The sequence below is a fragment of the Brevundimonas sp. EU05-FHT14B07 genome (assembly GCF_058790795.1).
Map to the genome: position 1 here is coordinate 16,655 of NZ_JBYTCZ010000003.1, position 26,336 is coordinate 42,990.

Here is a 26,336-nt window from a genome sequence, read left to right on the forward strand (position 1 = left end):
CCCTTCATTTTTTCCAAGCCGAGTCCGGACGATGTCCGGGCGCTAGCACCCGAAAGGATCAGGCACATGAAACTGAACGAAATCCGCGACAACGAAGGCGCCCACAAGAAGCGCATGCGCGTCGGCCGTGGCCCCGGTTCGGGCAAGGGCAAGACCGCTGGCCGTGGCGTCAAGGGTCAGAAGTCGCGTTCGGGCGTCGCCATCGGCGGCTTCGAAGGCGGCCAAATGCCGCTGTACATGCGTATGCCCAAGCGCGGCTTCAACAACGCCAATGCTCTGAAGCTGGCTGAAGTGAACCTGTGGCGCCTGCAAGACGCCGTAGACGCCGGCAAGCTGGACGCCAAGTCCGAACTGAAGGGCGACGCCCTGGTCGCCGCCGGCGTGATCCGTCGCGTCAAGGACGGCGTGCGTCTGCTGGGCACCGGCGAACTGAAGCAAGCGCTGAACCTGGTCGTTTGGTCGGCCACCGCCGGCGCCAAGAAGGCCATCGAGGCCGCTGGCGGCTCGGTCGTCGAACAACGCATCGAAGCCGAAGCCAAGGCCGCCGCGCGAGTCGAGAAGCGCAACGCCGCCAAGGGCAAGGCTCCGGCTCCCAAGGCGCCGCGCGGCGACGAGAACAAGATCTCGGCCCGCACCAAGCGCACCGCCGCCAAAGCCTAAGTCACGCGTCGTCGCGGCGATTAGGTCGTGACCTGATTACATCTGCGACGACGAAAGAACGGAAGCGGCCCTCGCATGAGGGCCGCTTTCCGCCTATCTGACGACTCAATCAGTCGTGGGGACGCATAATGGCTTCGGCCGCAGAACAACTCGCCGCCAATATGAATATGGGCTCGTTCGCGAAAGCGACCGAGCTGCATAAACGCCTTCTGTTCACGCTGGGCGCGCTTCTGGTCTATCGCATCGGCACCTATGTCCCGATCCCGGGCATCAACTCGCAGGCCTTCCTGCAGTTCTTCCAGAACCCGGACGGTCAGCGCGGCATCCTGGACATGTTCAACATGTTCTCGGGCGGCGCGGTCGAGCGTATGGCCATCTTCGCGCTGAACGTGATGCCCTACATCTCGGCCTCGATCATCGTGCAGCTGATGGGCACGGTGTATCCGCCCTGGGAGAAGCTGAAGAAGGAAGGCGGCGAAAGCGGCCGCAAGCAGCTGAACCAGTACACCCGTTATCTGACGGTGTTCCTGGCGCTGGCCCAGTCCTTAGGCATCGCGGCGGGCCTGAACAGCACGGCCGGCCTGGTCGACAACCCCGGAATCTTCTTCATCATCTCGACGGTCGTGACCCTGACCGGCGGCACCATGTTCCTGATGTGGCTGGGTGAGCAGGTGACGGCGCGCGGCGTCGGCAACGGCATCTCGCTGATCATCTTCGCCGGTATCGTGGCCGTTCTGCCGTCCACCATCGCTCGCCTGCTGGGCCTGGCCCAACAAGGTCAGATGTCGGCCTTCGCGCTGCTGTTCATCGCCATCCTGGCTGTGGCCACCGTGGTCTTCATCGTCTTCATGGAGCGCGCCCAGCGCCGTCTTTTGATCCAGTATCCGAAGCGCCAGGAAGGCAACCGCATGGCCGGAGGCGAGCGTTCGTTTCTGCCGCTGAAGGTCAACACCGCCGGTGTGATCCCGCCGATCTTCGCCTCGTCGCTGCTGATGCTGCCGACTACGGTCGCGACCATGACGGCCAACGCCGACCTGCCCAGCTGGATGAGCTGGCTGCCTCTGGTGACGGCGCAGCTGACGCACGGCCAGCCGTTGTTCATGGCGCTGTATGCCGCCCTGATCGTCTTCTTCTGCTTCTTCTACACCTCGATCACCTTCAATCCCGAAGACACGGCCGAGAACCTGCGCAAATACGGCGGCTTCCTGCCGGGCATCCGTCCGGGCAAGCGCACGGCGGAATATCTGGACTATGTCCTGACCCGACTGACCGTGATCGGCGCCGCCTACATCACTGCGGTCTGCCTGCTGCCGGAGTTCATCGTCAGCCAGTTCGGCAACAGCCTCTACTTTGGCGGAACGTCTATCTTGATCGTCGTCTCGGTCACCATGGACACTGTGGCCCAGATCCAGTCCCAACTGCTGGCGCACCAGTACGAAGGCCTGATCAAGAAGGCCAAGCTGCGTGGTCGTGGTGGTCGCGGCGCTCCCACGCCCGTTCGCCGCTAAGTCTTAGGTTGTCAGACGCCCAGGGGAGGGCTGAAGCATGAACTTGATCCTGTTCGGACCGCCGGCGGCGGGCAAGGGCACTCAGGCCAAGCGGCTGGTGGAAGAGAAGGGCATGGTCCAGCTCTCCACCGGCGACATGCTGCGCGCGGCCATCGCCTCGGGCTCGGAGCTGGGGCTCAAGGTCAAGGACGTGCTGGCGCGCGGCGATCTGGTCACCGACGAGATCGTCATCGCCCTGATCGAAGATCGCCTGACGGAGGCCGAGGCCGCCGGCGGCGCCATCTTTGACGGCTTCCCCCGCACCGTGGCCCAGGCCGAGGCGCTGGACGAGATGCTGGCCAAGCGCGGTGTTCAGATCGACGCCGTCGTCCGCCTGAAGGTTGACGACGCCGCCCTGACCGAACGGATCGCCAAGCGCTTCGCCGAACAGGGCCGTCCAGACGACAATCCCGAATCCTTCAAGGTCCGGCTCGAGGCCTATAACCGCAACACCGCGCCTCTGCTTCCCTACTACGAAGCCCAGGGCAAGTTGACCGAAGCCGACGGCATGGGCTCGATCGAGTCCGTCGCCAAGGCGATCGACGAGGCCCTGGCCTGATTTGCGTTTTCGGGCGTTGATCGCCTGATGACTGAGTTGGACGATCCTAAACCCCAAAAGACCCGCCTGCGTCGCTGGCGCATGGCGGGGATATTCGTCGGCGTCGCCGTCGCGGAAATCGGCTTGTTCCTGTGGCTGGGACAGGTGAGGGGGCCGGCGCCGACGCCCGTAGTCGAGCCGCCGCCGTTCGAGGTCGTTCTCTACGACCCGCCGCCGCCGATTTCCAACGAACCCCCGGCGCCCGCGACGGGCGGCGGCGCCCCCGCTGCGCCGTCAGTCATTCACACGCCGCCGCCTCCGCCAAAGGAACGCCCGCGCGAAGTTCCCGCCCCGCCCGTCAAGGCGCCGGAACCCGCGCCCGTCGTCGGGGTCGCGCCGGCGCCGTCGCCGCAACCCGGCTTCGGCCAGGGCGGGCAGGGGACAGGCAGCGGATCCGGCGTCGGCTCTGGATCCGGCCCCGGCAGCGGCTCGACCGGACCGCGTCTGGTCACAGGCCCCACCATCGGCCAGATTCGCGCCAACCACCCGCTGGGCGCCCGAAGCCGGTACGGCCGGGTCGAACTGTCCTGCGTCATTCGTCTGGACAGCCGGCTGGACGGTTGCCGCGTCGTTCAAGAGACGCCCCCCGGCCTGGGCTTCGGCGTGGCCGGCCTGCAAGTGTCGGGCTATTTCCGCTTTCAGCCCCCGACCGAAGACGGTCGCCCCGTCGAAGGCCAGCGGGTCACCGTCGGCGTCGATTTCGGCCGCCCGCCACGCTGAAGCGGCGCCGCGCGGGAGCGGATGTTGACGCCCGGTGAATCATCTGTATAAGGGCGCCTTCCCGCGAAGGGCGCCACGCTCCTGGTTTGTTAACCGGAGCGTTTGTTGCGTCTGACTAACGCGTATCTGGAGAATTTCGTGGCCCGTATTGCTGGCGTCAACATCCCGACCAACAAGCGCGTAGAGATCGCGCTTCAGTATATCCATGGCATCGGCCCCGCCGCCGCCAAGGACATCACCGAGAAGGTGGGCATCGAGCCCGCTCGCCGGGTGAACCAGCTGACGGACGCCGAAGTCCTGTCGATCCGCGAAACGATCGACAAGGATCACACCGTCGAGGGCGACCTGCGCCGCGAGACGTCGATGAACATCAAGCGTCTGATGGATCTGGCCTGCTATCGCGGCCTGCGTCACCGCAAGGGCCTGCCGGTCCGCGGTCAGCGCACCCACACGAACGCCCGCACCCGCAAGGGTCCCGCCAAGCCGATCGCCGGCAAGAAGAAGTAAGACAGACACATGGCCAAGGAACCGGGTCGCGTAAAGAAGCGCGAGCGCAAGAACATCACCTCGGGCGTCGCCCACGTGAATGCTTCGTTCAACAACACCATGATCACGATCACCGATGCCCAGGGCAACGCGATCTCGTGGTCTTCGGCGGGTCACATGGGCTTCAAGGGTTCGCGTAAGTCGACCCCTTACGCCGCTCAGATGGCTGCGGAAGACGCTGGCAAGAAGGCCCAGGAACACGGCGTGAAGACGCTGGAAGTGAACGTCTCGGGTCCGGGCTCCGGCCGTGAATCGGCCCTGCGCGCGCTGCAGTCGGTCGGTCTGACGATCACGACGATCCGCGACGTCACGCCGATGCCGCACAATGGTTGCCGTCCGCCCAAGCGTCGTCGCGTCTAAGCGATAGCGTTCTAAGGCACCCCCAATCTCCGTCCGCTCCATCATGGCCTCGTCGACAAGGCCGGAGCAGGCGAAACCCGTTCGAGGGACAAAATGATCGAAAGAAACTGGCAAGAGCTGATCCGTCCCGAGAAGCCGCAGATCGAGATCGGTTCCGACGCCCAGCGCAAGGCGCGCCTGGTGGCCGAACCCCTCGAGCGTGGCTTCGGCGTGACGCTCGGCAACGCGCTCCGTCGCGTTCTGCTGTCCTCGCTGCAAGGCGCAGCCGTCACGGCCATCCAGATCGACGGCGTCGTTCATGAATTCTCGTCGCTGGAAGGCGTGCGCGAAGACGTGGTCGACATCGTCCTGAACATCAAGCAACTGGCGCTGCGTATGCACGCCGAAGGCCCCAAGCGCATGACCCTGCGCGCCACGGGCCCCGGTCCGGTGACGGCCGGCCAGATCGACGTGCCGGCGGACATCGAGGTTCTGAACCCCGACCACGTCATCTGCACGCTGGACGACGGCGCATCGGTGCGCATGGAACTGACCGTCCAGAACGGCAAGGGCTACGTCGCCGCCGAGCTGAACCGTCCGGAAGATGCGCCGATCGGCCTGATCGCCGTCGACGCCCTGTATTCGCCGGTCAAGAAGGTGGCTTACCGCGTTGAGCCGACCCGTCAGGGTCAGTCGCTCGACTACGACAAGCTGTTGCTGGAAGTCGAAACCAACGGTGCGGTCACGCCGGTTGACGCTGTGGCCTACGCCGCGCGCATCCTGCAGGACCAGCTCCAGATCTTCATCACCTTCGAAGAGCCCAAGAAGGCTGTCGAGCAGTCGGACGGCAAGCCCGACCTGCCCTTCAACCCGGCGCTGCTGAAGAAGGTGGACGAGCTGGAACTGTCGGTTCGTTCGGCCAACTGCCTGAAGAACGACAACATCGTCTACATCGGCGACCTGATCCAGAAGACCGAGGGCGAAATGCTTCGCACCCCGAACTTCGGCCGCAAGTCGTTGAACGAGATCAAGGAAGTTCTCACGACGATGGGCCTCAGCCTCGGCATGGACGTGCCGAACTGGCCGCCCGAAAACATCGAAGATCTGGCCAAGAAGTTCGACGACCAGATCTAAGTTCAACCCTCCGCCCGTCTCCTTCGGGAGAATGTCGGGGCGGTTAGAAGATTACGGTTCCAGGTCCGCTTGAGGATACCGGTTCCGGAGTAGGAGAGACCCAGATGCGCCACGGCGCCGCCCATCGTAAACTCGGTCGCACGAGCAGCCACCGCACCGCCATGTTCGCCAACATGGCCGCCTCGCTGATCAAGCACGAGCAGATCACCACGACCCTGCCCAAGGCGAAGGAACTGCGTCCCTTCGTCGAGAAGCTGGTCACCCTCGCCAAGAAGGGCGACCTGCACGCGCGTCGTCAGGCCATCAGCCAGGTTCGCGACGTGCCGCAAGTCGGCAAGTTGTTCGAAACGCTTGGCCCGCGCTACAGCGAGCGTAACGGCGGCTATATCCGCATCATGAAGGCCGGCTTCCGCCACGGCGACAACGCCCCGATGGCCGTCATCGAGTTCGTCGACCGCGACGTCGAAGCCAAGGGCAAGGACTCCGGTCCGGTTCTGGCCTTCGAAGGCAACGACGAAGACTAAGATTTGGTCGTTTGACCAAACGCCGGAAGGGCGGTCGGAGCGATCCGACCGCCCTTTTGCTTTGCGTGGAAACCGGACATGAGGTCTGAATGACCGTCGCCATCGTCGATTTCCGTCCCGATCACGCCCCCGCCTGGGCGCAGTTGAACACCGCCTGGCTGGTCGAGGGCGGCTTCGCTATCGAGGCCAAGGATCGTCTGGCGATCGATGATCCGCAGGGCGTGTTCCTTGACAAGGGCGGGCGTATCTTCATTGCGGAGAAGGATGGTGAGGCCGTGGGATGCTGCGCCCTGGTTCCTACCGATGACGGGGTGGAGGTCTGCAAGATGACGGTCACGCCCGCCGCGCGTGGCTTGGGGCTGGCGCGACGCCTGCTTGAGGCCTGCGAAGCGGCGGCGCGGCAAGCGGGCGCTGCCCGGCTCTATCTGGAAACCAACAGCGCCCTGAAACCCGCGATCGCCCTGTATGAAAGCGCCGGCTTCGTTCACCTGCCGCCAAGGCCCACGCCCTACGTGCGCGCCGACGTCTTCATGGAAAAGCGGCTTCAGCCGTCCAGGACGCGGCTGTAGACGCCTTCCGCGGCTGGCTGGTTGCGGAAGGCGCGCGTAGTCCGTCGCCGCCTATTCCTTGGACAAATCCTGGCGGTTGAACCAGGCGACGGCGGCGGCGAAGGGGACGCCGATCCAGAAGGCCAGGCTGAGAACGCCCTTGAGTACGGCATGATCGGGTAGTTGCGCCGCCGATGCGCCGCCCTCGATGGCGGCCTTCAGCAGGTCGGTGGCCATGCCGGGCGACAGCAGGGGCAGAAGCCAGCCGTCCGGCCTCACGCCCATCGGCAGCAGCAGTTGCGGCAGGAAGAACTGGGCCACGCCGATCACCAGCGGTGCGAACAGGGCCGCAAGCAATGAGCGGGTCACCACGGCGGCCAGAAGGCCGAGCATGGTGAACTGCAGGATGCGCGCCCAGGAGGTCAGGGTCAGCAGGCCGAAGTCCGTCGCGGCTGCGCCAGTCATTGAGAAGGTCAGGGGGCGGCCGAACACCGCCGCCTGGATTACACTGGCGATCACGTCGGAGATCAGGGCGGCGATGGTCGCCAGCACGATCACCAGACCTACGACCGCGACCTTGCCGGTCAGCAGGTTCGGCCGGGTGTTGCGCGCGCTGATCAGCCGCCAGGTCTCCCACCGATAGTCGCCGGCATAGATGGTGGCTGCACCGATCAGGACGAACATCAGGATCGCGGGATTGGCGAAGTCGCCCGCGCTCTTGACCAGGGCCATCCCCAGATCGAGCGGGCCGCCCTTCATCATGTCCGGTGGCAGCTTGCCCGCCAGCTTGGCCTCATTGGCCTTGGCGACGACGAAGCCCAGGGTGGCGAGGATTACGCCCATGATCGGGATGAACAGCACGCTCCAGAACAGGGCGGTGCGGTTCTTGGATAGGCGGTAGGTTTCGGAACGGATCGCGTCAGCCAGCACGGTTTTGCTCCTGCACGCCGGTCCAGCCGGTTTCGCTCATGAAGACATCTTCCAGGTCCGCGCCGATCCAGCGGGCTTCTTCGATATCGACTCCGCCCTCGACCAGAGCCTTGATGGCGGCGGCGGCTTCGCCACGCGGCAGGGCGGCCACAAGTGCATCGCCCTCCAGCGTCGCGCGGTCGCCCAGCACGGACATGGCCTTCGCCAACGGCGTGACCGACAGGCGCAGACGCTCGCCCGAGGCGGTCAGGTCGGAGACGCGGCCCTCGGTGATCACCTTGCCCTTGTTGAAGATGGCGACGCGGTCGCAGACGCGCTGGACCTCCTGAAGCTGGTGGCTGGCCAGGATGACGGTGACGCCGTCATGGTCGGCCAGGCTGCGGATCAGGGCGCGCATCTCCTGGATGCCGGGCGGATCCATGCCGCTTGTCGGTTCATCCAGGATGACCAGGTCCGGCTTAGTCATCAGGGCGGCGGCGACGCCTAGGCGTTGCAGCATGCCGACGGAAAAACCCTTCACGCGGCGGTTGGCGGCCTCGGTCAGGCCGACGCGTTCCAGCCAGTTGTCGATCTCGGCCGAGGACACGCCGCCATGGGCGCGGGCCAGCCATTCCAGCACCTGGCGGGCGGTCATGAACGGCGGAAAGCGCGGCGTCTCGATCATCGAGCCCATGCGACGCATCGAGGCCGGATCGCCGATCCGACCGCCCATCACCGTGGCCTCGCCCTCGGTCGGACGAATCAGACCCAACAGGGTGCGAAACAGCGTCGATTTGCCCGCACCATTGGGACCCAGAATGCCGTAGACCCCGCCGCGCGGGATCGACAAGGTCAGGCCGTCCAAGGCTTTTACCGTCCCGTAGGTCTTGGTCAGGCCGCGAATGTCGATGACGGTTTCCATACGCCAAGCTTGGCGAGTGAACGCCGGTCGCACAAGCCGTCGCGTGGCTGTCGTCCATTAAGTTTAGGCAATGGTTCAGAGTCGCCTTGGAGTAAGTTCATGTCTCGTTTCGTCGCCGCCAGCCTGGCCGTGGCCGCTGCCTTCGCCGTCGCGTCCTGCGCCGGGGCCCCGCAATCCGCCCTTACATCTCCGATTGTCGAGCAGGCCGCGCAGACGACCCGTCCCGATCTGGTCATCCTGGTGTCGATCGACGGCTTCTCGCCGGACTATCTGGGCAAGGGGCAGACGCCGGTGCTGGATGGACTGGTCGCCGGCGGCGCGTTCGGGTCGATGCGGCCGTCGTTCCCCAGCGTGACCTTCCCCAACCACTATACGCTGGTGACGGGACTGCACCCGGACCATCACGGGGTGGTCGGCAACCGGTTCACCGACGCGCAGCTGGGCGCCTTCACCATGGCCAGCAAGGAAAGCGGCTTCTGGGATCAGGGCGAGCCGATCTGGGTCACGGCCGAAAAGGCCGGCGTGCGCACCGGCACCATGTTCTGGCCGGGATCGGAGGTCGAGATCCACGGCGTAAGGCCCAGCCAGTGGGCGCCGTTCGACCAGGGAATGCCGGGCGATGCGCGCGTGGATCGTCTGCTGTCGTGGCTGGACCTGCCGTTGGATCAGCGACCGAAGCTGGAGACGCTCTATTTCGACATCGTCGATACCGCCGGTCATCGCAACGGCCCTGATTCAGCCGAGACGCGCGCCGCCGCCGCATCGGTGGACGCCTCGATGGCACGGTTGATCGAGGGGCTGAAGGCGAGGGGGCTTTATGAACGCACAATGCTGGTCGTGGTGTCGGATCACGGCATGGCCGCGACCTCGCCGGATCGGGTCGTGTGGATCGACGACATCATCGATCCGGCTGCGCTGAAGATCGGCTATGGCGGAGCGGTCCTGACCGCCGATCCGGCGCCGGGCCGGGAGGCCGAGGTGCAGCAGAAGCTGGTCGGACGCCATCCGCATATGGAATGCTGGAACAAGGCCGATGTGCCGGCGCGGCTGGTCTATGGATCCAACCCGCGCGTGGCGCAGATCGTCTGTCTGGTCGAGACTGGCTGGTTGACGGCGACGCGGGATCGGCCCGTGACACGGGTGGGCGGCGCCCACGGTTATGACAATCAGGCGCCGGAGATGGCGGCGATCTTCATCGCCCACGGGCCGGGCATGGTCGCCGGGCGTCGGCTGAAGGATATGGACAGTGTCGATGTGCAGCCCTTCCTAGCGCGGATGCTTGGGATTGCGGCGCCGGCCGGCGACGGGCGGGCGCAAGACACCTTGCCCGTCACCATGCACTGATGGGGTGATTGGCGAGCCGACGATTTGAGCGCACACTGGTCACCAGAGGGGGAGGGGCGACGATGCGCAAGAGTCTGTGGGTCGCGACAGTTTCGGTCGCCTGTTTGATTGCGCCCGTGGCAGTCGCCGACGCCACAGCGACGGCGGCGACCCTGGCCCTGATCACCAATCCGCAGGTCTGCGGCCGGGTCGGCGCCGTCGGCGATGTCCAGCCGACACGCGACATGGTCATGGCCCCAGGCTTCGGCGACGAAGGTTTCGCGGTCGATACGAAGAACCCCGAGGCTCAAGCCTGGTTCGACCATGGCGTGCGACTGCGCTGGGCGTTCGAGCATTCGGAATCGGTGCGGGCGTTCAGGAAGGCGAGGCAGTTGGACCCGTCGTGCGGCATGTGCGCCTGGGGCGAGGCTTGGGCGATCGGGCCGAACCTGAACGGCGGCGGCGGCGATCCCGAATCGATCGCCACAGGCCTTCGCGTCGCCCGTGACGCGCGGCGTCTGGCCCGTGACGCCACGCCGATGCAGCGCCAGATGATCGACGCCATGATCCAGCGCTATTCCGGCAAGGAGAAGACCCGCGCCCTGCGTTACGCCCGCGCCATGGACCGGATTGCAAAGCGCCATGCCGACGACGTATCGGTTGCCTCGATCACCGCCGACGCCTGGATGCTCCAGCCCGAGGGCGAATGGTGGGACAAGGACGGCAAGGCGACCGATCCGGCCGTCACCCGCGCCATGGCGATCCTGGAACACGCCCTGACGGTCAAGGCGAACGATCCGGGCGCCATTCACCTGTACATCCACCTGACCGAATGGTCGGACGATCCGCACAGGGCGCTGGCCTATGGCGAGCGGCTGGCCCTGCTGGCGCCGGGCGCCAGCCATCTGGTGCACATGCCGTCGCACACCTTCTATCGGGTCGGGCGCTACAAGGATGCGATGATGTCCAACGTCAACGCCGTGGCGCTGGACAAGAGCTACGACCAACTGGTCGGCCCGCCAGGCGGCATTCGCGGCATGCGGCTGCATGCTCACAACATCCATTTCGGCATGGGCGGCGCCTTGATGGCGGGCGGGGCCGAGCGAGGGCTGGAGCTGGCCGACTGGTATATGGCGACCTATCCGCAGCTGGCGGGACCGCCCGAGGCGGGCGAGGACGGCTATGTCGTCTATCGTCAGGTTATGGCGGCGGACGCCTATGCGCTTTACGGCCGGTTCGGATCGGACGCCCAAGTCGCGGCGCTGGCCGAACCAGACGTGGGCCGTCCGCTGATGCGGGTCGGTTGGCGCTATGCACGGGGCGAGGCGGCGGCGCGGCGCGGCGATGCGGCGGCCGTTCGGGTCGAGGCCCAGGCCATCGCCGGCCTGCTGGCGGACAAGGCGTTCAAGGGCCCGATGGCGGATCGTCAGACCGGTTTCGCCGAACTGTTCCAGAATGTGCTAGAAGGCCGCGCGGCCATGATCGATCAAGACTATCCCGCCGCCATCGCCGCCTATGGCCGGGCGGCGGCGATCCAGGCCATGGCGCCCGAGGGCGGCGATCCGCCGATGATCTGGTATCCGACGCGCCGAAGCCTGGCCGCCGCCATGCTGGCGTCCGGCGATGCGGCGGGGGCCAAGGCCAAGATCGGCGAGCTGCTGAAGGATTGGCCGTACGATCCCTACAGCTATTACGTCCTCTACCGCGCCGAGCAGGCGCTGGGCGACGAGACAGCGGCCAATGACGCCCTGCGTCACGCCGGCGTCGAATGGATCGGCGGGCAGATGAGTTTGGCCGAGGCCTGAAGCCTCGGCCGCAGGTTGGTCAGCGCTTCGCCGCTTCGATCAGTTTGCCGATCTCGGCCGGGTCGATGCCGGGGCTGGCCTTGCCGTTGACGAAGAAGGTCGGCGTGCCGCGCAGGCGCAGGGCGGCGGCCGTGGTGTGGATGTCGGCGATGTGGCGGGTGGTGTCGGGCGCGGCGATCGCGGCCTTGGCGCGGGCCATGTCCACGCCATGCGCCGCCAGGATGGCGTCGATTGCTTCGATCGACAGCGCCCGCTCGGTCATCAGGGCGTCATAGACCTCCAGATACTTGCCCTGCTGGTGCGCGGCGAGGGCGGCGCGAGCGGCGTACTGGGAGGTGATGTCGTCGCCGCGGTCCAGGATGGGCCAGTCCTTGAAGACGAAGCGGACCTCCGGATGGGCGGCCATCAGGGCGCGATAGTCGTGGGCCACGGCCTTGCAGCCGGGGCAGCGGAAGTCGAAGAATTCGATCACCGTGACCTTGGCGTTCGCCGGACCGAAGGCTGGATCGCGGGCGTCGGGCGCCAGGAGGCCGGCGTTGGCGGCGGCGGCCTGGTTCGTCTCCTCGACGGCGGCCTCGGCGTCCTTGGTCTGGAGCGCCATCTGCGCCTCCTGCAAGACCTCGGGATGCTTCAGCAGATATGCACGCACTTTCGATCCGCCGGTCAGATAGGGCACCGCTGAAAAGCCCAGCGCGATGACCGACAGGCCCAGGGCCAGATAGCCGGCGCGGCCGCCGCTGAGCCATCCTGGCTTGGCGGTCTTGGGTTCGGGCGCAGGCGTGGGGGCGTCGTCGGTCATTCAGGCTCGCAGTCGGCGTAAGGGGTCAGTTGAGGGTGGCGGGCCGGCGCGCGGCGTCACGGCGGTCCAGGTCGTTGAGATCGTCGGGCGTGGCGCCCGAGGCGAGGACGATATCGACGGCGCGTCGCCATTCGATCGAGCCCGGATCCAGCATGGAGCGGGCGCGCAGGGCGAATTGGGTGGCCTGTTTCTCGTCCCCGCCGGCAAAATAGTATTCGGCCGAGGCCAGTCGCGCCTCGCCCTCCTTGCCTTGCGAGGCATAGGCCTGGGCCAGCAGTCGCCAGGCCATGGTGTTGTCCTTCTCGGCGACGACGGCGTGCTTCAACTGGTCGATGGCCTCGTCCAGCTTGGCCTTGTCGTTGGTTTCGATCAGGGCGTGGGCGAGGTTGACGCGCAGCAGGGGGGCGTCGGGCTTCAGGCGGACCGCCTCGCGGTGGGCGGCGACGGCCTCGGCCGGGCGGCCTTCCTCAAACAGGATCTGGCCCTTCAGTTCCTGGAAATAGGGGTTGTTCACGTCGCCGGCGATTAGCGCATCCACCGCCGTCAGCGCCTTGTCCGTCTGGCCGTCGCGATACCAGGCGATGGCCCGCGCATAGCGGCCGGGCAGGGAGGTGTCAGTCGATGGATAATCGCGCAGGGTAGCGTTCGGCGCATCCATGAAGGCGTGAATCTTGGCCAGGATCAGCGCGTGCTGCGCCATACGTTCGGGGCTGTCGCGATGGTCGTAGTGCGGCTGTTCCTGCACATAGCGACGCAGGCTCTCGATCCGGTTCGACGACAGGGGGTGGCTGCGGAAATAGGGATAGCGGCGGGCGTCGGAGAAGACCTCCTGCGAGCGGAAGTTCTCGAAGAAGGACACCAGCCCGGCGCCGGATTCGCCGGCCGCCTCCAGCGCCCGCGCGCCCGAGATGTCGGCCTCGCCTTCCTGGCTCTGCATATAATGCAGCGCGCCAAGAGCGCCGAAATACTGGCTGGAGCCGAGCAGGGCCACGCCTGCGTCCGGCGCGCCGGCGGCGATCGCCAGGGCGCCCAGCGCCATGGTCATGAACATCGGCTGTTTGCCGGCGTTCTCGGCCCCGTCGCGCAGGGTGTGACGGTTTTTGATGTGGCCCGCCTCGTGCGCCATCACGCCCAGCAGTTCGCCGGGCGTCTTGGTGCGCAGGATCAGGCCGGTGTTGACGCCCATGATCCGCCCGCGAGTCGCAAAGGCGTTCAGGTCGTTGTCGTTGACCAGCAGGACTTCGATGTCGTTCGGGTTCAGCCCCATGGCAACGAAGACCGGGTCGGCCCATTCGCGCACGATGCCCTCGACCTCGGTGTCGCGGATCAAGCTTTGCGCGGAGGCCTGGCCGGCGACGGAAACAGCCATCAAGGCCGTCGCCGCCGCCGCCAGAACGCGGGATGCAGATCGGGGAAGCCATCTCATGGCTCTACTCCAACAACGACCGGCCCCCGCCTGTATTCAGACAGTCTAATCGTGACCGATCAGCGGCGCCACCACCCGCGCTTGGGCTTTTCGGGCGGTGCGACGATCTGGTTCGGGTCTTCGGCGATGATGGCCTGAACGTCGATCTCCGGCGTGGGGGCGACGAAGGGCTCGGCCAGGACGGCCTCGGTCACCGGAACCGCGGTCGGGGCGGCGACCGGGGCGACCTCCGCCGGTTCGGCGGCCAGCGCCTCGTGCGGGGTCACGTCCAGCTCCACCGCCGCACCTTGGACCGTGGCCTCGTTCGGCTCGATGGCGGTGTCGGGATGTGGTTCGGTCGCGATCTCGACATTGGCGCTGGCCGACTTGCGGCGCACGCGACGACGCTGAGGCTCAGGCGCGATGGCCGGGGCAGACGTTTCGACGGCCTCGTTCGGCTCGACCATGACGGCCATCGGCGTCTCGGGCGAGCCGTCGGGCGGCATGCCTTCGTTGGTGGCGCGGTTCTCGACCTTGATCTCGTGGCTGACGGCGCCGTCGCCACGGCCGCGACCGCGACGACGACGACGGCGCGAACGGCCGCCTTCGTCGCCGGAGCCTTCGCCAGCCCCGTTATTGGCGACGACATCCAGGCCTTCGATCTCGGACTGAGCGACAGCGGGACGTTCAGCCCGCTCCGGGCGCTCGCCGCGTTCCGGACGACCTTCCGAGCGGCCAGGGTTCAGCGGGTCGAACCAGACATAGGGGTCGTCCAGCGACGGCGTGCGGCCGCGAACCCAGGTGTAGACGTCGCGTTCGCCATCCTCGCGGACGCGGCGACCGCCACGGCGGCCACGGCGACGGCGGCGGCCGTTTTCGTCTTCCTCATCGTCCGAGGCGTCGTCTGCGCTGACCGTATCGACGGCCTCGACGTCGGAGGTTTCCTCGTCGCGACGACCGCCGCGACGGCGACGGTTGCGCCCGCGACCGCGATCGCGACCGCCTTCATGACGTTCCGAACGTTCGCGCGGTTCGTCGTCGTCGCTGTCTTCGCGGTCCAGGGATTCGACGGTGTTGTCATCGTCGTCGGCGATGATCTCCTCGTCGTCCTCCTCATCCTCGTCTTCGTACAGCGAGGCGTCGAAGTCGTCGTCGAGATTGGCCATCTCGATCTCGGGCGCGACGAAGTCCTCATTGGTCTCGGTGCGCTCGATATTGTGTTCGCCCTGACCCAGGCTGTCGTCGATCTGGACGATGACGTTCAGGCCGCGACGTTCAAGCAGCGACTGCAGATAGGCGCGCTTGTGGTTCAGGATGTACAGGCCGACGGCGGTGCAGACCTTCAGCACCACGACGCCCGCGCCGTTCTTTCCGGCCTCGATGTCGACCGCGCGCAAGGTCATCAGAGCGGCGGATTCCGCCGAGCGAATGCGGCCCGTGCCCTGGCAGTGCGGGCAGGCCTCGGTCGCGCCCTCGATCACGCCCAGGCGGCGACGCTGACGGCTGATCTCCATCAGGCCGAAGGGCGAGATACGGCCCATCTGGATGCGGGCGCGGTCCGAGGACAGCGCCTCCTTCAGCACGCGCTCGACGGCGCGGTTGTTCTTGCCCTCATCCATGTCGATGAAGTCGATGACAACCAGGCCGGCGAGGTCGCGCAGGCGCAGCTGGCGGGCGGCTTCCTCGGCCGCTTCCATATTGGTCTTGAACGCCGTCTGCTCGACGTTGCGTTCCTTGGTGGCGCGACCTGAGTTGACGTCGATGGCCACCAGGGCCTCGGTCTGGTTGATCACCAGATAGCCGCCGGACTTCAGCGGCACGACCGGTTGGTGGATCTGCGTCAGCAGTTCCTCGATGCCATTGGCCGCGAACAGGGGCCGCGAGCCGCGATACAGGTGAACCTTGTTGGCTTGGGCCGGCATCAGCACGCGCATGAAGTCGCGCGCTTCCTTGAAGCCCTCGACGCCCTCGACCTGAATGCCGTCGAAATCCTTGTCGAACATGTCGCGCACCGCGCGGCGGACCAGGTTCTCTTCCTCGTAGATCACCGAGGGGGCGTGAGAGGCGAGGGTGGTCTCGCGGATCGTCTCCCACAGGCGCAGCAGATATTGATAGTCGCGCTTGATCTCGGCCTTGGTGCGCTTGGCGCCCGCCGTGCGGATGATCAGGCCCATGCCCTTAGGCACTTCCAGGGCCGAGACGGCGCTCTTCAGGCGACGACGGTCCGAGGTGTTCGTGATCTTGCGGCTGATGCCGCCGCCCTTGCCGGTGTTGGGCATCAGGACGCAGTAGCGGCCGGCCAGCGACAGCCAGGTGGTCAGGGCCGCGCCCTTGGCGCCGCGCTCGTCCTTGACGACCTGGACCAGCAGGATCTGGCGGCGCTTGATGACGTCCTGGATCTTGTAGCGACGCATCAGGCGGCGCTTCAGCCGCTCTTCGTCGGCCAGCGCCGATTCGGGATCGACGTCGTCGCCGGTCGATTCGCGGTCGAGATCGTCCTCGTCCTCATCGTCATGCGCCTCGGCCATGATGGCTTCGCGATCGGCGACGGGGATCTGGTAGTAGTCGGGGTGAATTTCGTTGAAGGCGAGGAAGCCGTGGCGATTGCCGCCGTATTCAATGAAGGCGGCCTGCAGGCTGGGCTCTACGCGAGTGACCTTGGCGAGGTAGATGTTGCCGCGAAGCTGGCGCTTCGCACGGGATTCGAAATCGAATTCCTCAATCTTGCGCCCGTCCACGATGGCGACCCGGGTCTCCTCGGGATGCGCCGCATCGATCAGCATTGTCTTTGACATGGAAAGTCTCTCTCTGGCGCGCGCAGGCCGACCGTCCCGGATCTCCGGACAGGGTCATGGCGGCTCGCCGAATGAAGGTGAGGGCCGGCGCGCGCGACATCCCCTCGCCGAGAACGGCGAATAAGGCTTGATCAAGCCGTTGGGGAACGCAGGCGGAAAGGCCCATTAAGTCGTCGGTCCTGAACCGGGCGCGCCAACCCCTTGGGAAGGCCGCGTCCCTGGTCCGCTCTTCGAACCATCGGCCAGGCCGGGGCGGTTCTAGGATTGGTGAAAGTCAACGCCGCGAGGAGGGCGCGCCAAGATTCGCAGAGGCGAAATCGGCGCGATCGGTTCGCGAGCGGTCACAGCATAGTCATGCAACGGGAGAATTAAAAGGCGCTCGCCTTAACCCCCTGAATACGAGCCTCTGTCATGATGGGGTTCAAGTAGGTTTAAACCGGGTTCGCCGACGCAGATGAGCGGTCGCGTTTTGACAGGTCTGATGCGCTGGGGCGCGAAGGAGTGGGCGATGACCGCCCTGGCCTTCGTGGTCATCTGCATGGTCGGTCTGTCCGCAACGCGCGGTTTCGCCTGGGGCGCGCAGGGCGATGTGCTGGCGGTGCGCTTCGGCGCTGATGGCGATCGGACCCGCGTCGTCATCGATCTGGACAAGACGGCGCAAGGACGCGTCATCGACGCGGGCGGCGAAGGCCGGGTGGTGCTGGCCCTCAGCGGTGTTGCGCCAGGGCGTGGTCTGAACGGTAGCGGTTCGGGTCTGGTGCGCTCCTATGAGGTCATTTCGTCTGGCGGTTCGTCGCGTGTTCAGCTGGAACTTGCGCGCGGCAGCGAGATCGAACGGCGCTTCCTGCTGCCGCCCGGCGACGGTGTCAGCCATTATCGTTATGTCGTGGACCTGAAGGCGACGGGAGCCGCCGCGCGCGCCTCGACCACGCCGGCGCCGCGCGCCAGCGCACCACCGCGTCGCGTCGAACGCCCCCTGATCGTCATCGACGCCGGCCATGGCGGCAATGATCCGGGCGCCAGCGGCGCGAGCGCGCAGGAAAAGCAGGTCACCCTTGCCGCCGCCCTGGCGTTGAAGGCCGAGCTTGAGAAGAACGGCCGCTATCGCGTGCGCCTGACCCGGACCGACGACCGCTACGTCGATCTCTATCGCCGTGTTTCCATCGCGCGTCAGGCCGACGCCGATCTGTTCATTTCCTTGCACGCTGACGCCGGCGCCGACCCGGCGCTGCGCGGGGCCAGCGTCTATACCTTGTCGGAGCAGGGCGCCGGTCGAGCGGTGCGTGAGTTCACGCGGGGCGACAACTGGCACCGCGAGCTGCATCTGCCGGGGCGCGACCCGTCGGTGGATCGCATCCTGCTCGACATGACGCAACGTGCGACTCAGAACCGCTCGGCCCAGTTCGCGCGCGTCTTGCTGACCCATCTGGAAGGCTCGGATCATCCTCTGCTTCGCCGCAGCCATCGCGATGCGGGCCTGGCTGTCCTCTTGGCGCCTGACGTGCCGGCCGTGCTGCTGGAAATGGGCTTCATCACAAACCCCGAGGACGAGCGGCTTCTGACCGACGAGCGCGTGCGCCGTCGCCTGATGAAGTCGGTGGCGGACGGGATCGATCGCTATTTCCGCGAGCCGTCGAGCCCGATGATGGCTGCCGCGAACAGCCAGGCGGCCGGTCAGCCCTGATCCGGCGCAACCAAGCCGGCTGTCGCCGGTTTCCCGACCATGAAAAAAGCGATTGTCACGGGCGGATCAGGCCTGATCGGAACAGGCGTCTGTAAGGCCTTGCTGGCCAACGGATGGGAAGTCGCCTCCTTCGACCTGAAGCCGGGAGAGGGCGAAGCGCGTCATATTGACTGCGATTTGGGTGATGAGGACTCGGTCAAACAGGCGTTCGAGGCGTTGGGCTGGTCGTCGCTGGACCTGCTGGTCAACAACGGGGGCATCGCCGATCCGGTGAACGGCCCGCTGGCTGAGCTGTCGCTGGCGGACTGGCGCAAGACCATCGACAGCCATTTGACCGGCGCTTTTCTGATGAGCCGCGCGGCCATTCCGTTGCTGAACGAGGGCGGCGCTATCGTGAACATGATCTCGACGCGCGCCTTCATGTCCGAGCCGCACACTGAGGCCTATGCGGCGTCCAAGGGTGCGCTGTTCGCTCTGACCCACGCCCTGGCGATCAGCGAAGGCCCTCGAATCCGCGTCAACGCCATTGCGCCCGGCTGGATTTCGGACGGCAAGGATCTGCGTTCTGTCGATCACGAACAGCATCCGGTGGGCCGCGTCGGCCGCGCCGAGGATATCGCCGGGGCCGTGCTCTATCTTGCCGAAGCGGGCTTCGTCACGGGGCAGGTGCTGACCGTGGACGGCGGCATGACGCGCAAGATGATCTACGTCGACTAAGTTGTCAGGCCAGGCCGGCCTTCTTCAGCGTCTTCCAGGCCTTGATGACGCGTTGCAGCTTGGCCTCGGCGCTGCGGTCGCCGCTGTTGGTGTCGGGGTGAAACCGCTTCAGCAGCTCGTGATACTGAGCCTTGATCTTCGCCTTGTCGGCGCCCGGATCCAGATCGAGGTCGGCCAAGGCGGCGCGTTCCAGCTTGCCGATGCGGCGGTCCTCGGTCGCGGACTGCGGCGCCTGATCGCCCTTGCGACCGAAAAGGCCGAAGCTGTCGCGCCATGAGCCGGCGCCGGTGGTGTTCGAGGTGCCCATCTTGGCGGCGAAGGCGGCGGCCTCGCGCGTGAACTTGCCGGCCTGCATCTCCCAGGTCGGGCGCCCGCCAGTCATGGCCTCGTTTTCCTGGGCGGCGCGGATCTGGCCTTCGCTCATGCCGGCGTAGAAGTTCCAGCCTTTGTTGTACTCGCCGGCGTGCGGCTGGCAGAATTCGTAGAAGTCGTTCAGCCGCTCGCGCGACTTGGGCGCCTTGGCCGCAGCAGCCCGGCGACAGTCGGGCCACTGGCACGGCTTTTCGCCGGGCTTGAGGTGAAGGACGTCGGCTTTCGCCGCCTCTTCCTCTGGCTTGGGCGGCTTCACCCGAATGTCGGTGAAGCGCGGCTTGTATTGAAAGGAGGCGGACATCAGCCGAAGTGTAAGCCCGATTGGGACAGCATCAAGGAATCGATCATGTCTGAAGGCCCGGTGGCGACGATTATTCGTGCAAAACTGACGGCAGGGCTGTCGCCCGAGCGTCTGGAGGTCGAGGACGACAGCTGGCGCCACGCCGGACATCATCATGAAGGCGGAATGGACGCCGAGCTTGGCGGAGAAAGCCACTTCAATCTGGTGATCGTGTCCGCCGCTTTCCAGGGGCAATCGCGGCTGGCGCGACAGCGCGCGGTCAACGCGCTGTTGAAGGACGAGATGGCCGGACCGGTCCACGCCCTTTCGATCAAGGCGCTGACGCCGGAGGAGGCAGGCTGAGCGAAAGAACTGCGTTCACATCGTCTTAGAACCTTCGTCTTAGCGTCATCCGACCAAACAGAACGTGGGGATCTGGGCTTATGGTGGAATCCGATGGCGTCGTGAAGGCGCTCGAAGGCGAACAACGCGCCGGAGACGCGGCCCAGGCGCTGACCGCCATCCTGCAGACGCAGTATCTCCGCTACATGATCATCGCCTCGTGGGCCGTGGGTCTGCTGGGCACGGTGGGCTTGTGGCCGGCGCTTCTGTGGTTCGGCGGCACGCTGGCGGCCGGGTCGCTGCGGGGACTTGTCGAACATCGTCTGAGCCATCGCGTCGGCACCAACTGGGGCGTGATCTTCCCGATCGTGGCCACGGTAACGACCGGCGCCTGGGCCATTGCGCCTCTGATGGCCTGGTTCTCGCCCACCGAGTTCGGACGGCCCCTGGCCCTCGCCCTGCTGATTTCCGGCTATGTGCTGGTCTTCGCCCAGCTTCGCAGCTCGCCGCGTCAGGCCCTGATCATCTCTTCGCCCTACGGTGCGGCCGCGACGATCATTCTGTTCAGCCTGTGGGGCACCAACGCCTTCTGGTCGATGCTGGCTGTCCTGCCGTTCACGGCGGCGGGTCTATTCGTGCTGGTGACCATGACCTTGCTGCGCGAAGACCGCATCCGGGCCTTCCAGTCGCACCAAGCGCATCTGATCGAGGAACTGGAAGCGGCCCGCGACAAGGCCAATGCCGCCAATGACGCCAAGTCGAACTTCCTGGGCGTGATCTCGCACGAGCTGCGCACCCCGATGAACGGCGTGCTGGGCGCGGCCCAACTGCTCAGCGCGACGCGACTGGAGACGACGCAGCGCGAATATCTGTCGATCATCCGCAACTCCGGCGACAATCTGTTGTCGCTACTGAACGACATCCTCGACATGACCAAGATCGAGGCGGGCAAGATGAACTTCGAGGTCGTCGATATCGTCATCGACGGTTTGAACAAGCGCATCACCGGCCCGTTCGAGGCCCAGGCCGAAGCCAAGGGCCTGACGTTCGTCACGACCGTGGAGGGCGAGATTCCGACGGTGGTGCGCGGCGATCCGCTGCGCGTCTGTCAGGTCGTGCAGAACCTGCTGTCCAATGCGGTCAAGTTCACCGAGGCCGGCGAGATCCACTATCTCGTGCGCGGACACCGCGTATCGGATCAGCGCGTGCGGTTCGAATTCGTCGTCCAGGACAGCGGTGCGGGCATTGCCGCGTCCGATCTGGAGCGGCTGTTCATGCCCTTCACCCAGGTCGATACCTCGTCGACCCGGCGCTTTGGCGGCACGGGTCTGGGCCTGACCATCGCACGGCGCATGGCCAACATCATGGGCGGCGATATTACGGTGACGTCCAAGCTCGCCGAGGGCTCATGCTTTACCCTGGAGATCGAGGCCGAGGTGGTGGAATGGGCCAAGCCCGTCGCGGCGGCCGAGGTTCATGCCGAGATCGAAGGCGGCGAATCGCTGCGTGTCCTGGTGGTCGAGGATCATCCGGTGAACCGCATGATCCTGGAGGCCTGGATGAGCTCGGCCAGCCACGTCACTTCCACGGCCGAAAATGGTCAGGTCGCGGTCGATATCGCCAAGGACCAGCCGTTCGACCTGATCATCATGGATGTGAACATGCCGGTGATGGACGGACTGACCGCGACCCGCATGATCCGCGAAGGCGGCCAGAACGCCGGCACCCCCATCGTGGTCCTGTCCGCCTCGGCGCGTCATGAGGATCACGAGGCCGGTCTTCAGGCCGGCGCCGACGCCTATCTGAACAAACCGATCGATTTCGGCGCTCTGGCCGCCCTGATGGGTCGCGTCAGCGGCGGTCGCGAGGCAGTTGCGCAAATGGCGCTGCCTTCGTCGGAGGCCTCCGTCGCCGCCTGATTGCGGCCGCGACGTGTCCACCAGATGAACCTTAGCCACTGGCGGCGGTTCAGACACGCCTCAGCCGCCGTGCTCCATAACTGCGCTCAAGTCGAAACTCTTCGGCGCAGATGGAGCAACGATAATGAGAAAGATCCTCACCGCCACGATGGCCGCCCTGATGGCCACGACCGCTATGGGCGCCGCCGGCGCTGCCTCGGCCCAGTCGCGCGGCGATCACCGCTATGAGCAGCGCGAAGACCGTCGCGATCATCGCCAGGACCGTCGGGACGACCGCCGCGAATTCCGTCAGGACCAGCGCCAAGACCGTCAGGAATATCGCCAGGAACAACGCGCCTACGCTCGTTGGCAGCGGGCTGAGCGTCGCTACAACGCTCCGCGATATGCCCCGCCGCGCGGCTATGCGGTTCGGACCTGGAGCTATGGCCAGCGGATGCCGTCCTACTACCGGACCAACGCCTATGTGGTGAATGACTATAACCGCTATGGCCTGCGTGCGCCGCCCCGTGGCTACCAATACGTCCGCAGCGGTAATGACGTGGTGCTCGCCGCCGTCGCCGGCGGCCTGATCACCGCCGTGATCGCCGGCCTGTTCAACTGATCCGCCAAGGATTTGAGATGCGCCCCGGAGGGAAACCTCCGGGGCGTTTTTCGTTCTGAAGAGGACGGCGACGCTTCCGGCGCCCAAGATGGATGACGATGCGCGCCTTCGCCGAGCTACTGGACCGCCTGTCCCTGACGGCCTCGCGCAATGCGAAGCTGGTGTTGGTGCGCGACTATCTGAGAGCGACGCCCGATCCCGACAGGGGATGGGCGCTGGCGGCCCTGACCGGGGACCTGACGTTCGACGCGGCCAAGCCGGCCATGATCCGAAAGGCGGTCGAGGGGCGGGTCGACAGCGTGCTGTTCGGCTGGTCCTACGACTATGTGGGTGATCTGGCGGAGACGGTGGCCCTGATCTGGCCCGTGACGCCCGACCATCGGCCAAACCGCGAGCCCGAGTTGGCCGAGGTGGTCGAGGCGTTGAGGACCGCTACGCGGACCGAGGTGCGCGGTCTTCTGGAAGGCTGGCTGGATGCGTTGGAGCCGAAAGGGCGCTGGGCGCTGCTCAAGCTGATGACCGGGGCCTTGCGGGTCGGGCTGTCGGCGCGGCTGGCCAAGACGGCGGCGGCCATGATGCGCCCGGACGCGGTGATGGCGCCGCCGTCGCCGGAGGGCGACGAGGCGCAGATGACGCTGGAAGCCCTAGACGCCTCGGCCATCGAGGAGGTCTGGCACGCGGTCGAGCCGCCCTACGCCGATCTGTTCGCTTGGCTGGAGGGCAGGGCGGAGCGGCCCAGCCCGGATGCGCCCGGCCGGTTCCGACCCGTCATGCTTGCGGTCGCGATCGATGAAGCGGCCGATCTGCCCAAACTGTCGCCAGCCAACTATGCGGCCGAATGGAAGTGGGACGGCATCCGGGTTCAGGCGGTGCTGGAGGGCGAGGTCCGCAAACTCTATTCCCGCACCGGCGACGAGATTTCGGCCGCCTTTCCCGATGTGATGGACGCCCTGGCGTTTAAGGGCGCGATCGATGGCGAGCTGATCGTCTGGCGCGACGGGGCGGTCGCGCCGTTCGGGGACCTTCAGCAGCGGCTGAACCGCAAGTCGGTAGACGCCAAGGCGATGCAGGCTTTTCCGGCGGCGGTCGTCGCCTATGATTTGCTGGCCCAGGACGGCGAGGATCTACGCGGCCTGCCGCTGCGCGAGCGTCGGGCGCGCCTGGAGGCCTTGGTCGCTAGTCATGCCGGCGGGCGGTTGCACCTGTCGCCCGTGGTCGATTACGCCGATTGGGATCAGCTGGCGCGGTTGCGGGCCGATCCGCCGGTCGGGGCGGCGGCCGAGGGGCTGATGCTGAAACGCTGGGACAGCCCCTATTTGGCGGGGCGCCCCAAGGGACCGTGGTTCAAGTGGAAGCGCGACCCGCACGTCATCGACGCCGTCCTGATGTACGCTCAGCGCGGCCACGGCAAACGCTCCAGCTTCTATTCCGACTACACTTTCGGCGTCTGGACGCCGGAGGGCGCGTTGACGCCGGTGGGCAAGGCCTATTTCGGCTTCACCGACGAGGAGTTGAAACAGCTCGACAAGTTCGTGCGCGATCACACCATCGACCGGTTTGGGCCGGTGCGGTCGGTGCAGGCCGAGCGGGACTTCGGCCTGGTGCTGGAGATCGCCTTCGAGGGGCTGAACCGCTCGACCCGGCACAAGTCGGGCGTGGCCATGCGCTTTCCGCGCGTCAGCCGCATCCGCTGGGACAAGCCGGCGCGCGAGGCCAACACCATAGACGATGTGATGGACCTGCTGGACGCCATCGAAAGCGGCGGCGGACGGATCGCAAAGGCCTGAAATCGGGCTTTCGGGGGTTCCAATCGTCGCGTCAGGCGTTAGACCCGCCGCATGTCTTCGCCTCTTCCCAACGATGTCGCCGAAGCGGTCGCCGCAGGGCGCAAGGCCGTTTCGATCGATGCCGCCGTGATCGCCAAGCTGACCGACATGGCAGGTGATTTCGCGATCAACCTGACGATCGCCATCCTGATCTTCGTCCTCACCGTCTTTGCGGCGAAATGGGCGGCGCGCGGGGCGCGCAATACGCTATCGAGGGTCAAGGGATTCCGCCACGATCCGACGGTCCTGAGCTTCGCGGTCCAGGTCGTGCGGGTGGTGGTCTTCATCATCGGCATGATCGCCGTGCTCCAGCGCTTGGGCGTTCAGACGACCTCGATCATCGCCGTGCTGGGCGCGGCGTCCTTGGCGGTAGGTCTGGCGTTGCAGGGCACGTTGTCGAACGTGGCGTCGGGGATCATGCTGCTGGTGCTGCGGCCCTACCGGGTCGGCGACGTCGTCGATGTCGGCGGGATGAGCGGCACGGTGCAGCGACTGGACCTGTTCACGACCCAACTTTCCAACGCCAATAACCACAAGATCGTCATTCCGAACTCCAAGGTCCTGAGCGACCCGCTGACCAATCTGACCGGCCAGCAGACGCGCCGGATCGAGATCAACTTCACGGTCGGCTATGGCGACGATCTGAACCAGGCGCGTTGCGTGCTGGCGGATATGGCGGCCGCACACGACAAGGTGCTGCACGATCCCCATCCCTGGACCGGCGTGACGGGCCTGCTGGACAGTTCGGTGCAGGTGACGCTGCACGCCTGGGTCAAGGTCGGCGACTGGTGGCAGACCCAGGCCGATCTGATGCAGGGCGGCAAGGAGGCGCTGGACGCCGCCGGGATCGAGATTCCGTTCCCGCATCAGGTCGCCGTGCCCTATGGCGATGAGGATGTGGTCCCGGTCGTGCGCGTCCGCACGGTCGATGATGATACTGCCGATCTGAAGGCGACGAACCGTTGATGCGTTACGATTTCGGCTCCGACAACACCGCCGGCATGGCGCTGAGCGCCATTGAAGGCCTGGTGCGCGCCAACAAGGGATTCGCCCGCGCCTATGGCGCAGACGAGGTCACCGCCCGCGCCGCCGACCAGATTCGCCAGCGGTTGGATGCCGACGCCGAGGTGCGGTTTGTATTCAGTGGGACGGCGGCCAACGCCATCGCCCTGTCGATGCTGGCCCAACCCTATGAGGCGGTGCTGGCGCACCATGCGGCGCACATCTGCACAGACGAGACGGGCGCGCCGGGCTTCTTCGGTCACGGCGTCGGCCTGATCGGCTTGCCGGGCTTCTCGGGCAAGATCGATCCATTGGCCCTGCAGGCGCAGTTGGGCGAACCCGAAGTGGGGCATCGTCAGCCGCCCGCCGCCCTGTCGCTGACACAGGCCACGGAATATGGCTCGGTCTATACCGAGGAAGAACTGCGCCACCTGATCGAACCGGCCAAGGCGCTGGGCTACGGCGTTCACATGGACGGAGCGCGCCTGACCAATGCGGTCGCCGCCGGTTTCGACCTGAAGGACATTCCGCGCCTAGGCGTGGACGTGCTGGTGTTCGGCGGGGCCAAGGCGGGCGCCAACTGCGCCGAGGCGATCGTGCTGTTCGACAAGAGCCTGGCGCGGCGATTGGACAATCGGCTGAAACAAGCGGGCCAGACGTCATCCAAGACGCGTCTGTTGTCGGGCCCGATGCTAGGGTTGCTGGAAAGCGGCGATTGGGAATCGGGCGGCGCCCATGCCAATCTGATGGCGCAGCGACTGGCGGCGGGCATCGCGGGGCTGTCGCCCTTCGTCCTGGCCCATCCGGTGGAGGCGAACGCCGTCTTCGTGCGGATGCCGCCAGAGGCGCATGCCCGCCTGAATGAAATGGGCTGGGCCTGCTACGCCTTCGATGACGGTTCGGTGCGCTTCGTCTGTTCATGGGCGACGCAGGAAGCGGCCGTGGACGAGTTGATCGAGGCGGTCGCCGGTCTGGGCTGAGCGACTAATCCCCGTTCGCGCGCCAGCGTGGCCTTTCCC

General features: G+C 66.1%; 25 protein-coding genes. 19 read left to right on the forward strand and 6 right to left on the reverse strand.

All coding sequences use genetic code 11. The features are described from left to right. Nucleotides 1-66: 66 nt before the first annotated feature. The 9 genes from rplO to AC3WRC_RS07965 all read left to right on the forward strand — a co-directional run bounded on the left by rplO (nucleotide 67) and on the right by AC3WRC_RS07965 (nucleotide 6,637). Complete coding sequence (gene rplO / locus AC3WRC_RS07925; RefSeq protein ID WP_055804617.1) at nucleotides 67-660, forward strand: 50S ribosomal protein L15; 594 nt, start codon at nucleotides 67-69, stop codon at nucleotides 658-660. A gap of 128 nt (nucleotides 661-788) precedes the next feature. Then, on the forward strand, nucleotides 789-2,168 hold the full coding sequence (secY, locus tag AC3WRC_RS07930; protein ID WP_307511707.1) for a preprotein translocase subunit SecY: 1,380 nt from the start codon (nucleotides 789-791) through the stop codon (nucleotides 2,166-2,168). 37 nt (nucleotides 2,169-2,205) lie between these two features. Continuing rightward, complete coding sequence (locus tag AC3WRC_RS07935; protein WP_017506042.1) at nucleotides 2,206-2,766, forward strand: adenylate kinase; 561 nt, start codon at nucleotides 2,206-2,208, stop codon at nucleotides 2,764-2,766. 27 nt (nucleotides 2,767-2,793) lie between these two features. Further along, nucleotides 2,794-3,525 carry an energy transducer TonB gene (locus tag AC3WRC_RS07940; RefSeq protein WP_492303488.1) on the forward strand — a complete coding sequence of 244 codons (732 nt, stop codon included), beginning with the start codon at nucleotides 2,794-2,796 and terminating at the stop codon, nucleotides 3,523-3,525. A 138-nt stretch (nucleotides 3,526-3,663) separates the two neighbouring features. Beyond that, nucleotides 3,664-4,032 (forward strand): 30S ribosomal protein S13, encoded by a 369-nt coding sequence (gene rpsM, locus AC3WRC_RS07945; protein WP_026108555.1) that lies wholly within the window; start codon nucleotides 3,664-3,666, stop codon nucleotides 4,030-4,032. A gap of 9 nt (nucleotides 4,033-4,041) precedes the next feature. Further along, the gene (rpsK, locus tag AC3WRC_RS07950) at nucleotides 4,042-4,431 is read left to right on the forward strand and encodes a 30S ribosomal protein S11 (RefSeq protein WP_013268944.1); all 390 of its coding nucleotides are present in this window, start codon (nucleotides 4,042-4,044) and stop codon (nucleotides 4,429-4,431) included. A 93-nt stretch (nucleotides 4,432-4,524) separates the two neighbouring features. After that, nucleotides 4,525-5,544, forward strand: coding sequence for a DNA-directed RNA polymerase subunit alpha (locus tag AC3WRC_RS07955; RefSeq protein ID WP_017506040.1), 1,020 nt, complete (start codon nucleotides 4,525-4,527; stop codon nucleotides 5,542-5,544). Between the two features lie 104 nt (nucleotides 5,545-5,648). Further along, nucleotides 5,649-6,068 (forward strand): 50S ribosomal protein L17, encoded by a 420-nt coding sequence (gene rplQ, locus AC3WRC_RS07960; RefSeq protein WP_055804627.1) that lies wholly within the window; start codon nucleotides 5,649-5,651, stop codon nucleotides 6,066-6,068. Between the two features lie 89 nt (nucleotides 6,069-6,157). After that, the gene (locus AC3WRC_RS07965; RefSeq protein ID WP_492303489.1) at nucleotides 6,158-6,637 is read left to right on the forward strand and encodes a GNAT family N-acetyltransferase; all 480 of its coding nucleotides are present in this window, start codon (nucleotides 6,158-6,160) and stop codon (nucleotides 6,635-6,637) included. Between the two features lie 51 nt (nucleotides 6,638-6,688). Here the strand turns inward: AC3WRC_RS07965 and AC3WRC_RS07970 are convergent, their stop codons facing one another. Together AC3WRC_RS07970 and AC3WRC_RS07975 are read right to left on the reverse strand one after the other, a co-directional pair. Next, nucleotides 6,689-7,546, reverse strand: a complete 858-nt coding sequence (locus tag AC3WRC_RS07970; protein WP_492303490.1) for an ABC transporter permease subunit — start codon at nucleotides 7,544-7,546, stop codon at nucleotides 6,689-6,691. Beyond that, nucleotides 7,536-8,447 carry an ABC transporter ATP-binding protein gene (locus AC3WRC_RS07975; protein WP_492303491.1) on the reverse strand — a complete coding sequence of 304 codons (912 nt, stop codon included), beginning with the start codon at nucleotides 8,445-8,447 and terminating at the stop codon, nucleotides 7,536-7,538. The genes AC3WRC_RS07970 and AC3WRC_RS07975 overlap by 11 nt, the downstream gene beginning before the upstream one ends. 99 nt (nucleotides 8,448-8,546) lie before the next feature. Between AC3WRC_RS07975 and AC3WRC_RS07980 the strand changes: the two genes are divergently transcribed. Together AC3WRC_RS07980 and AC3WRC_RS07985 are read left to right on the forward strand one after the other, a co-directional pair. Further along, on the forward strand, nucleotides 8,547-9,791 hold the full coding sequence (locus tag AC3WRC_RS07980; RefSeq protein WP_492303492.1) for an alkaline phosphatase family protein: 1,245 nt from the start codon (nucleotides 8,547-8,549) through the stop codon (nucleotides 9,789-9,791). 62 nt (nucleotides 9,792-9,853) lie between these two features. Further along, nucleotides 9,854-11,575, forward strand: a complete 1,722-nt coding sequence (locus tag AC3WRC_RS07985; RefSeq protein WP_492303493.1) for a hypothetical protein — start codon at nucleotides 9,854-9,856, stop codon at nucleotides 11,573-11,575. A gap of 19 nt (nucleotides 11,576-11,594) precedes the next feature. Here the strand turns inward: AC3WRC_RS07985 and AC3WRC_RS07990 are convergent, their stop codons facing one another. The 3 genes from AC3WRC_RS07990 to AC3WRC_RS08000 are packed head-to-tail and all read right to left on the reverse strand — an operon-like array spanning nucleotide 11,595 to nucleotide 16,574. Continuing rightward, entirely contained in the window at nucleotides 11,595-12,374 is a 780-nt protein-coding gene (locus tag AC3WRC_RS07990) for a DsbA family protein (protein ID WP_492303494.1), read from the reverse strand. A gap of 25 nt (nucleotides 12,375-12,399) precedes the next feature. Next, the gene (locus tag AC3WRC_RS07995) at nucleotides 12,400-13,800 is read right to left on the reverse strand and encodes a M48 family metalloprotease (protein ID WP_165117165.1); all 1,401 of its coding nucleotides are present in this window, start codon (nucleotides 13,798-13,800) and stop codon (nucleotides 12,400-12,402) included. A 59-nt stretch (nucleotides 13,801-13,859) separates the two neighbouring features. Next, nucleotides 13,860-16,574, reverse strand: coding sequence for an Rne/Rng family ribonuclease (locus AC3WRC_RS08000; RefSeq protein WP_492303495.1), 2,715 nt, complete (start codon nucleotides 16,572-16,574; stop codon nucleotides 13,860-13,862). A 508-nt stretch (nucleotides 16,575-17,082) separates the two neighbouring features. Here AC3WRC_RS08000 and AC3WRC_RS08005 point away from each other — a divergent pair. Then, nucleotides 17,083-18,258 carry an N-acetylmuramoyl-L-alanine amidase family protein gene (locus AC3WRC_RS08005; protein ID WP_492303496.1) on the forward strand — a complete coding sequence of 392 codons (1,176 nt, stop codon included), beginning with the start codon at nucleotides 17,083-17,085 and terminating at the stop codon, nucleotides 18,256-18,258. Nucleotides 18,259-18,297: 39 nt separating this feature from the next. After that, nucleotides 18,298-18,975, forward strand: a complete 678-nt coding sequence (locus AC3WRC_RS08010) for an SDR family oxidoreductase (RefSeq protein ID WP_492303497.1) — start codon at nucleotides 18,298-18,300, stop codon at nucleotides 18,973-18,975. Nucleotides 18,976-18,979: 4 nt separating this feature from the next. On the opposite strand, the gene AC3WRC_RS08015 is transcribed toward AC3WRC_RS08010, so the two are convergent. Further along, entirely contained in the window at nucleotides 18,980-19,648 is a 669-nt protein-coding gene (locus AC3WRC_RS08015; RefSeq protein WP_017506027.1) for a J domain-containing protein, read from the reverse strand. A gap of 45 nt (nucleotides 19,649-19,693) precedes the next feature. Here AC3WRC_RS08015 and AC3WRC_RS08020 point away from each other — a divergent pair, with 45 nt between their 5' ends. From AC3WRC_RS08020 to AC3WRC_RS08045, 6 genes are all read left to right on the forward strand, one after another. After that, nucleotides 19,694-19,990 (forward strand): BolA family protein, encoded by a 297-nt coding sequence (locus AC3WRC_RS08020; protein WP_492303498.1) that lies wholly within the window; start codon nucleotides 19,694-19,696, stop codon nucleotides 19,988-19,990. An 80-nt stretch (nucleotides 19,991-20,070) separates the two neighbouring features. Continuing rightward, entirely contained in the window at nucleotides 20,071-21,888 is a 1,818-nt protein-coding gene (locus AC3WRC_RS08025) for a response regulator (RefSeq protein ID WP_055753410.1), read from the forward strand. 124 nt (nucleotides 21,889-22,012) lie between these two features. Next, nucleotides 22,013-22,489 carry an RcnB family protein gene (locus tag AC3WRC_RS08030; protein ID WP_492303499.1) on the forward strand — a complete coding sequence of 159 codons (477 nt, stop codon included), beginning with the start codon at nucleotides 22,013-22,015 and terminating at the stop codon, nucleotides 22,487-22,489. 98 nt (nucleotides 22,490-22,587) lie between these two features. Further along, entirely contained in the window at nucleotides 22,588-24,276 is a 1,689-nt protein-coding gene (locus AC3WRC_RS08035) for a cisplatin damage response ATP-dependent DNA ligase (protein WP_492303500.1), read from the forward strand. A 51-nt stretch (nucleotides 24,277-24,327) separates the two neighbouring features. Further along, a complete protein-coding gene (locus tag AC3WRC_RS08040) occupies nucleotides 24,328-25,281 on the forward strand; it encodes a mechanosensitive ion channel family protein (RefSeq protein ID WP_492303501.1) in 954 nt (317 codons plus the stop codon). Beyond that, the gene (locus AC3WRC_RS08045) at nucleotides 25,281-26,297 is read left to right on the forward strand and encodes a threonine aldolase family protein (protein ID WP_492303502.1); all 1,017 of its coding nucleotides are present in this window, start codon (nucleotides 25,281-25,283) and stop codon (nucleotides 26,295-26,297) included. Before AC3WRC_RS08040 ends, AC3WRC_RS08045 begins: the two co-directional genes overlap by 1 nt. Nucleotides 26,298-26,336 lie beyond the last annotated feature (39 nt).

Coding starts and splice junctions, on each gene's coding strand:
- rplO (WP_055804617.1), top strand. CDS start 67: ATGAAACTGAACGAAATCCGCGACAACGAAGGCGCCCACAAGAAGCGC.
- secY (WP_307511707.1), top strand. CDS start 789: ATGGCTTCGGCCGCAGAACAACTCGCCGCCAATATGAATATGGGCTCG.
- AC3WRC_RS07935 (WP_017506042.1), top strand. CDS start 2,206: ATGAACTTGATCCTGTTCGGACCGCCGGCGGCGGGCAAGGGCACTCAG.
- AC3WRC_RS07940 (WP_492303488.1), top strand. CDS start 2,794: ATGACTGAGTTGGACGATCCTAAACCCCAAAAGACCCGCCTGCGTCGC.
- rpsK (WP_013268944.1), top strand. CDS start 4,042: ATGGCCAAGGAACCGGGTCGCGTAAAGAAGCGCGAGCGCAAGAACATC.
- AC3WRC_RS07955 (WP_017506040.1), top strand. CDS start 4,525: ATGATCGAAAGAAACTGGCAAGAGCTGATCCGTCCCGAGAAGCCGCAG.
- rplQ (WP_055804627.1), top strand. CDS start 5,649: ATGCGCCACGGCGCCGCCCATCGTAAACTCGGTCGCACGAGCAGCCAC.
- AC3WRC_RS07965 (WP_492303489.1), top strand. CDS start 6,158: ATGACCGTCGCCATCGTCGATTTCCGTCCCGATCACGCCCCCGCCTGG.
- AC3WRC_RS07975 (WP_492303491.1), bottom strand. CDS start 8,447: ATGGAAACCGTCATCGACATTCGCGGCCTGACCAAGACCTACGGGACG.
- AC3WRC_RS07980 (WP_492303492.1), top strand. CDS start 8,547: ATGTCTCGTTTCGTCGCCGCCAGCCTGGCCGTGGCCGCTGCCTTCGCC.
- AC3WRC_RS07985 (WP_492303493.1), top strand. CDS start 9,854: ATGCGCAAGAGTCTGTGGGTCGCGACAGTTTCGGTCGCCTGTTTGATT.
- AC3WRC_RS07990 (WP_492303494.1), bottom strand. CDS start 12,374: ATGACCGACGACGCCCCCACGCCTGCGCCCGAACCCAAGACCGCCAAG.
- AC3WRC_RS07995 (WP_165117165.1), bottom strand. CDS start 13,800: ATGAGATGGCTTCCCCGATCTGCATCCCGCGTTCTGGCGGCGGCGGCG.
- AC3WRC_RS08000 (WP_492303495.1), bottom strand. CDS start 16,574: ATGTCAAAGACAATGCTGATCGATGCGGCGCATCCCGAGGAGACCCGG.
- AC3WRC_RS08005 (WP_492303496.1), top strand. CDS start 17,083: ATGACCGCCCTGGCCTTCGTGGTCATCTGCATGGTCGGTCTGTCCGCA.
- AC3WRC_RS08010 (WP_492303497.1), top strand. CDS start 18,298: ATGAAAAAAGCGATTGTCACGGGCGGATCAGGCCTGATCGGAACAGGC.
- AC3WRC_RS08015 (WP_017506027.1), bottom strand. CDS start 19,648: ATGTCCGCCTCCTTTCAATACAAGCCGCGCTTCACCGACATTCGGGTG.
- AC3WRC_RS08020 (WP_492303498.1), top strand. CDS start 19,694: ATGTCTGAAGGCCCGGTGGCGACGATTATTCGTGCAAAACTGACGGCA.
- AC3WRC_RS08025 (WP_055753410.1), top strand. CDS start 20,071: ATGGTGGAATCCGATGGCGTCGTGAAGGCGCTCGAAGGCGAACAACGC.
- AC3WRC_RS08030 (WP_492303499.1), top strand. CDS start 22,013: ATGAGAAAGATCCTCACCGCCACGATGGCCGCCCTGATGGCCACGACC.
- AC3WRC_RS08035 (WP_492303500.1), top strand. CDS start 22,588: ATGCGCGCCTTCGCCGAGCTACTGGACCGCCTGTCCCTGACGGCCTCG.
- AC3WRC_RS08040 (WP_492303501.1), top strand. CDS start 24,328: ATGTCTTCGCCTCTTCCCAACGATGTCGCCGAAGCGGTCGCCGCAGGG.
- AC3WRC_RS08045 (WP_492303502.1), top strand. CDS start 25,281: ATGCGTTACGATTTCGGCTCCGACAACACCGCCGGCATGGCGCTGAGC.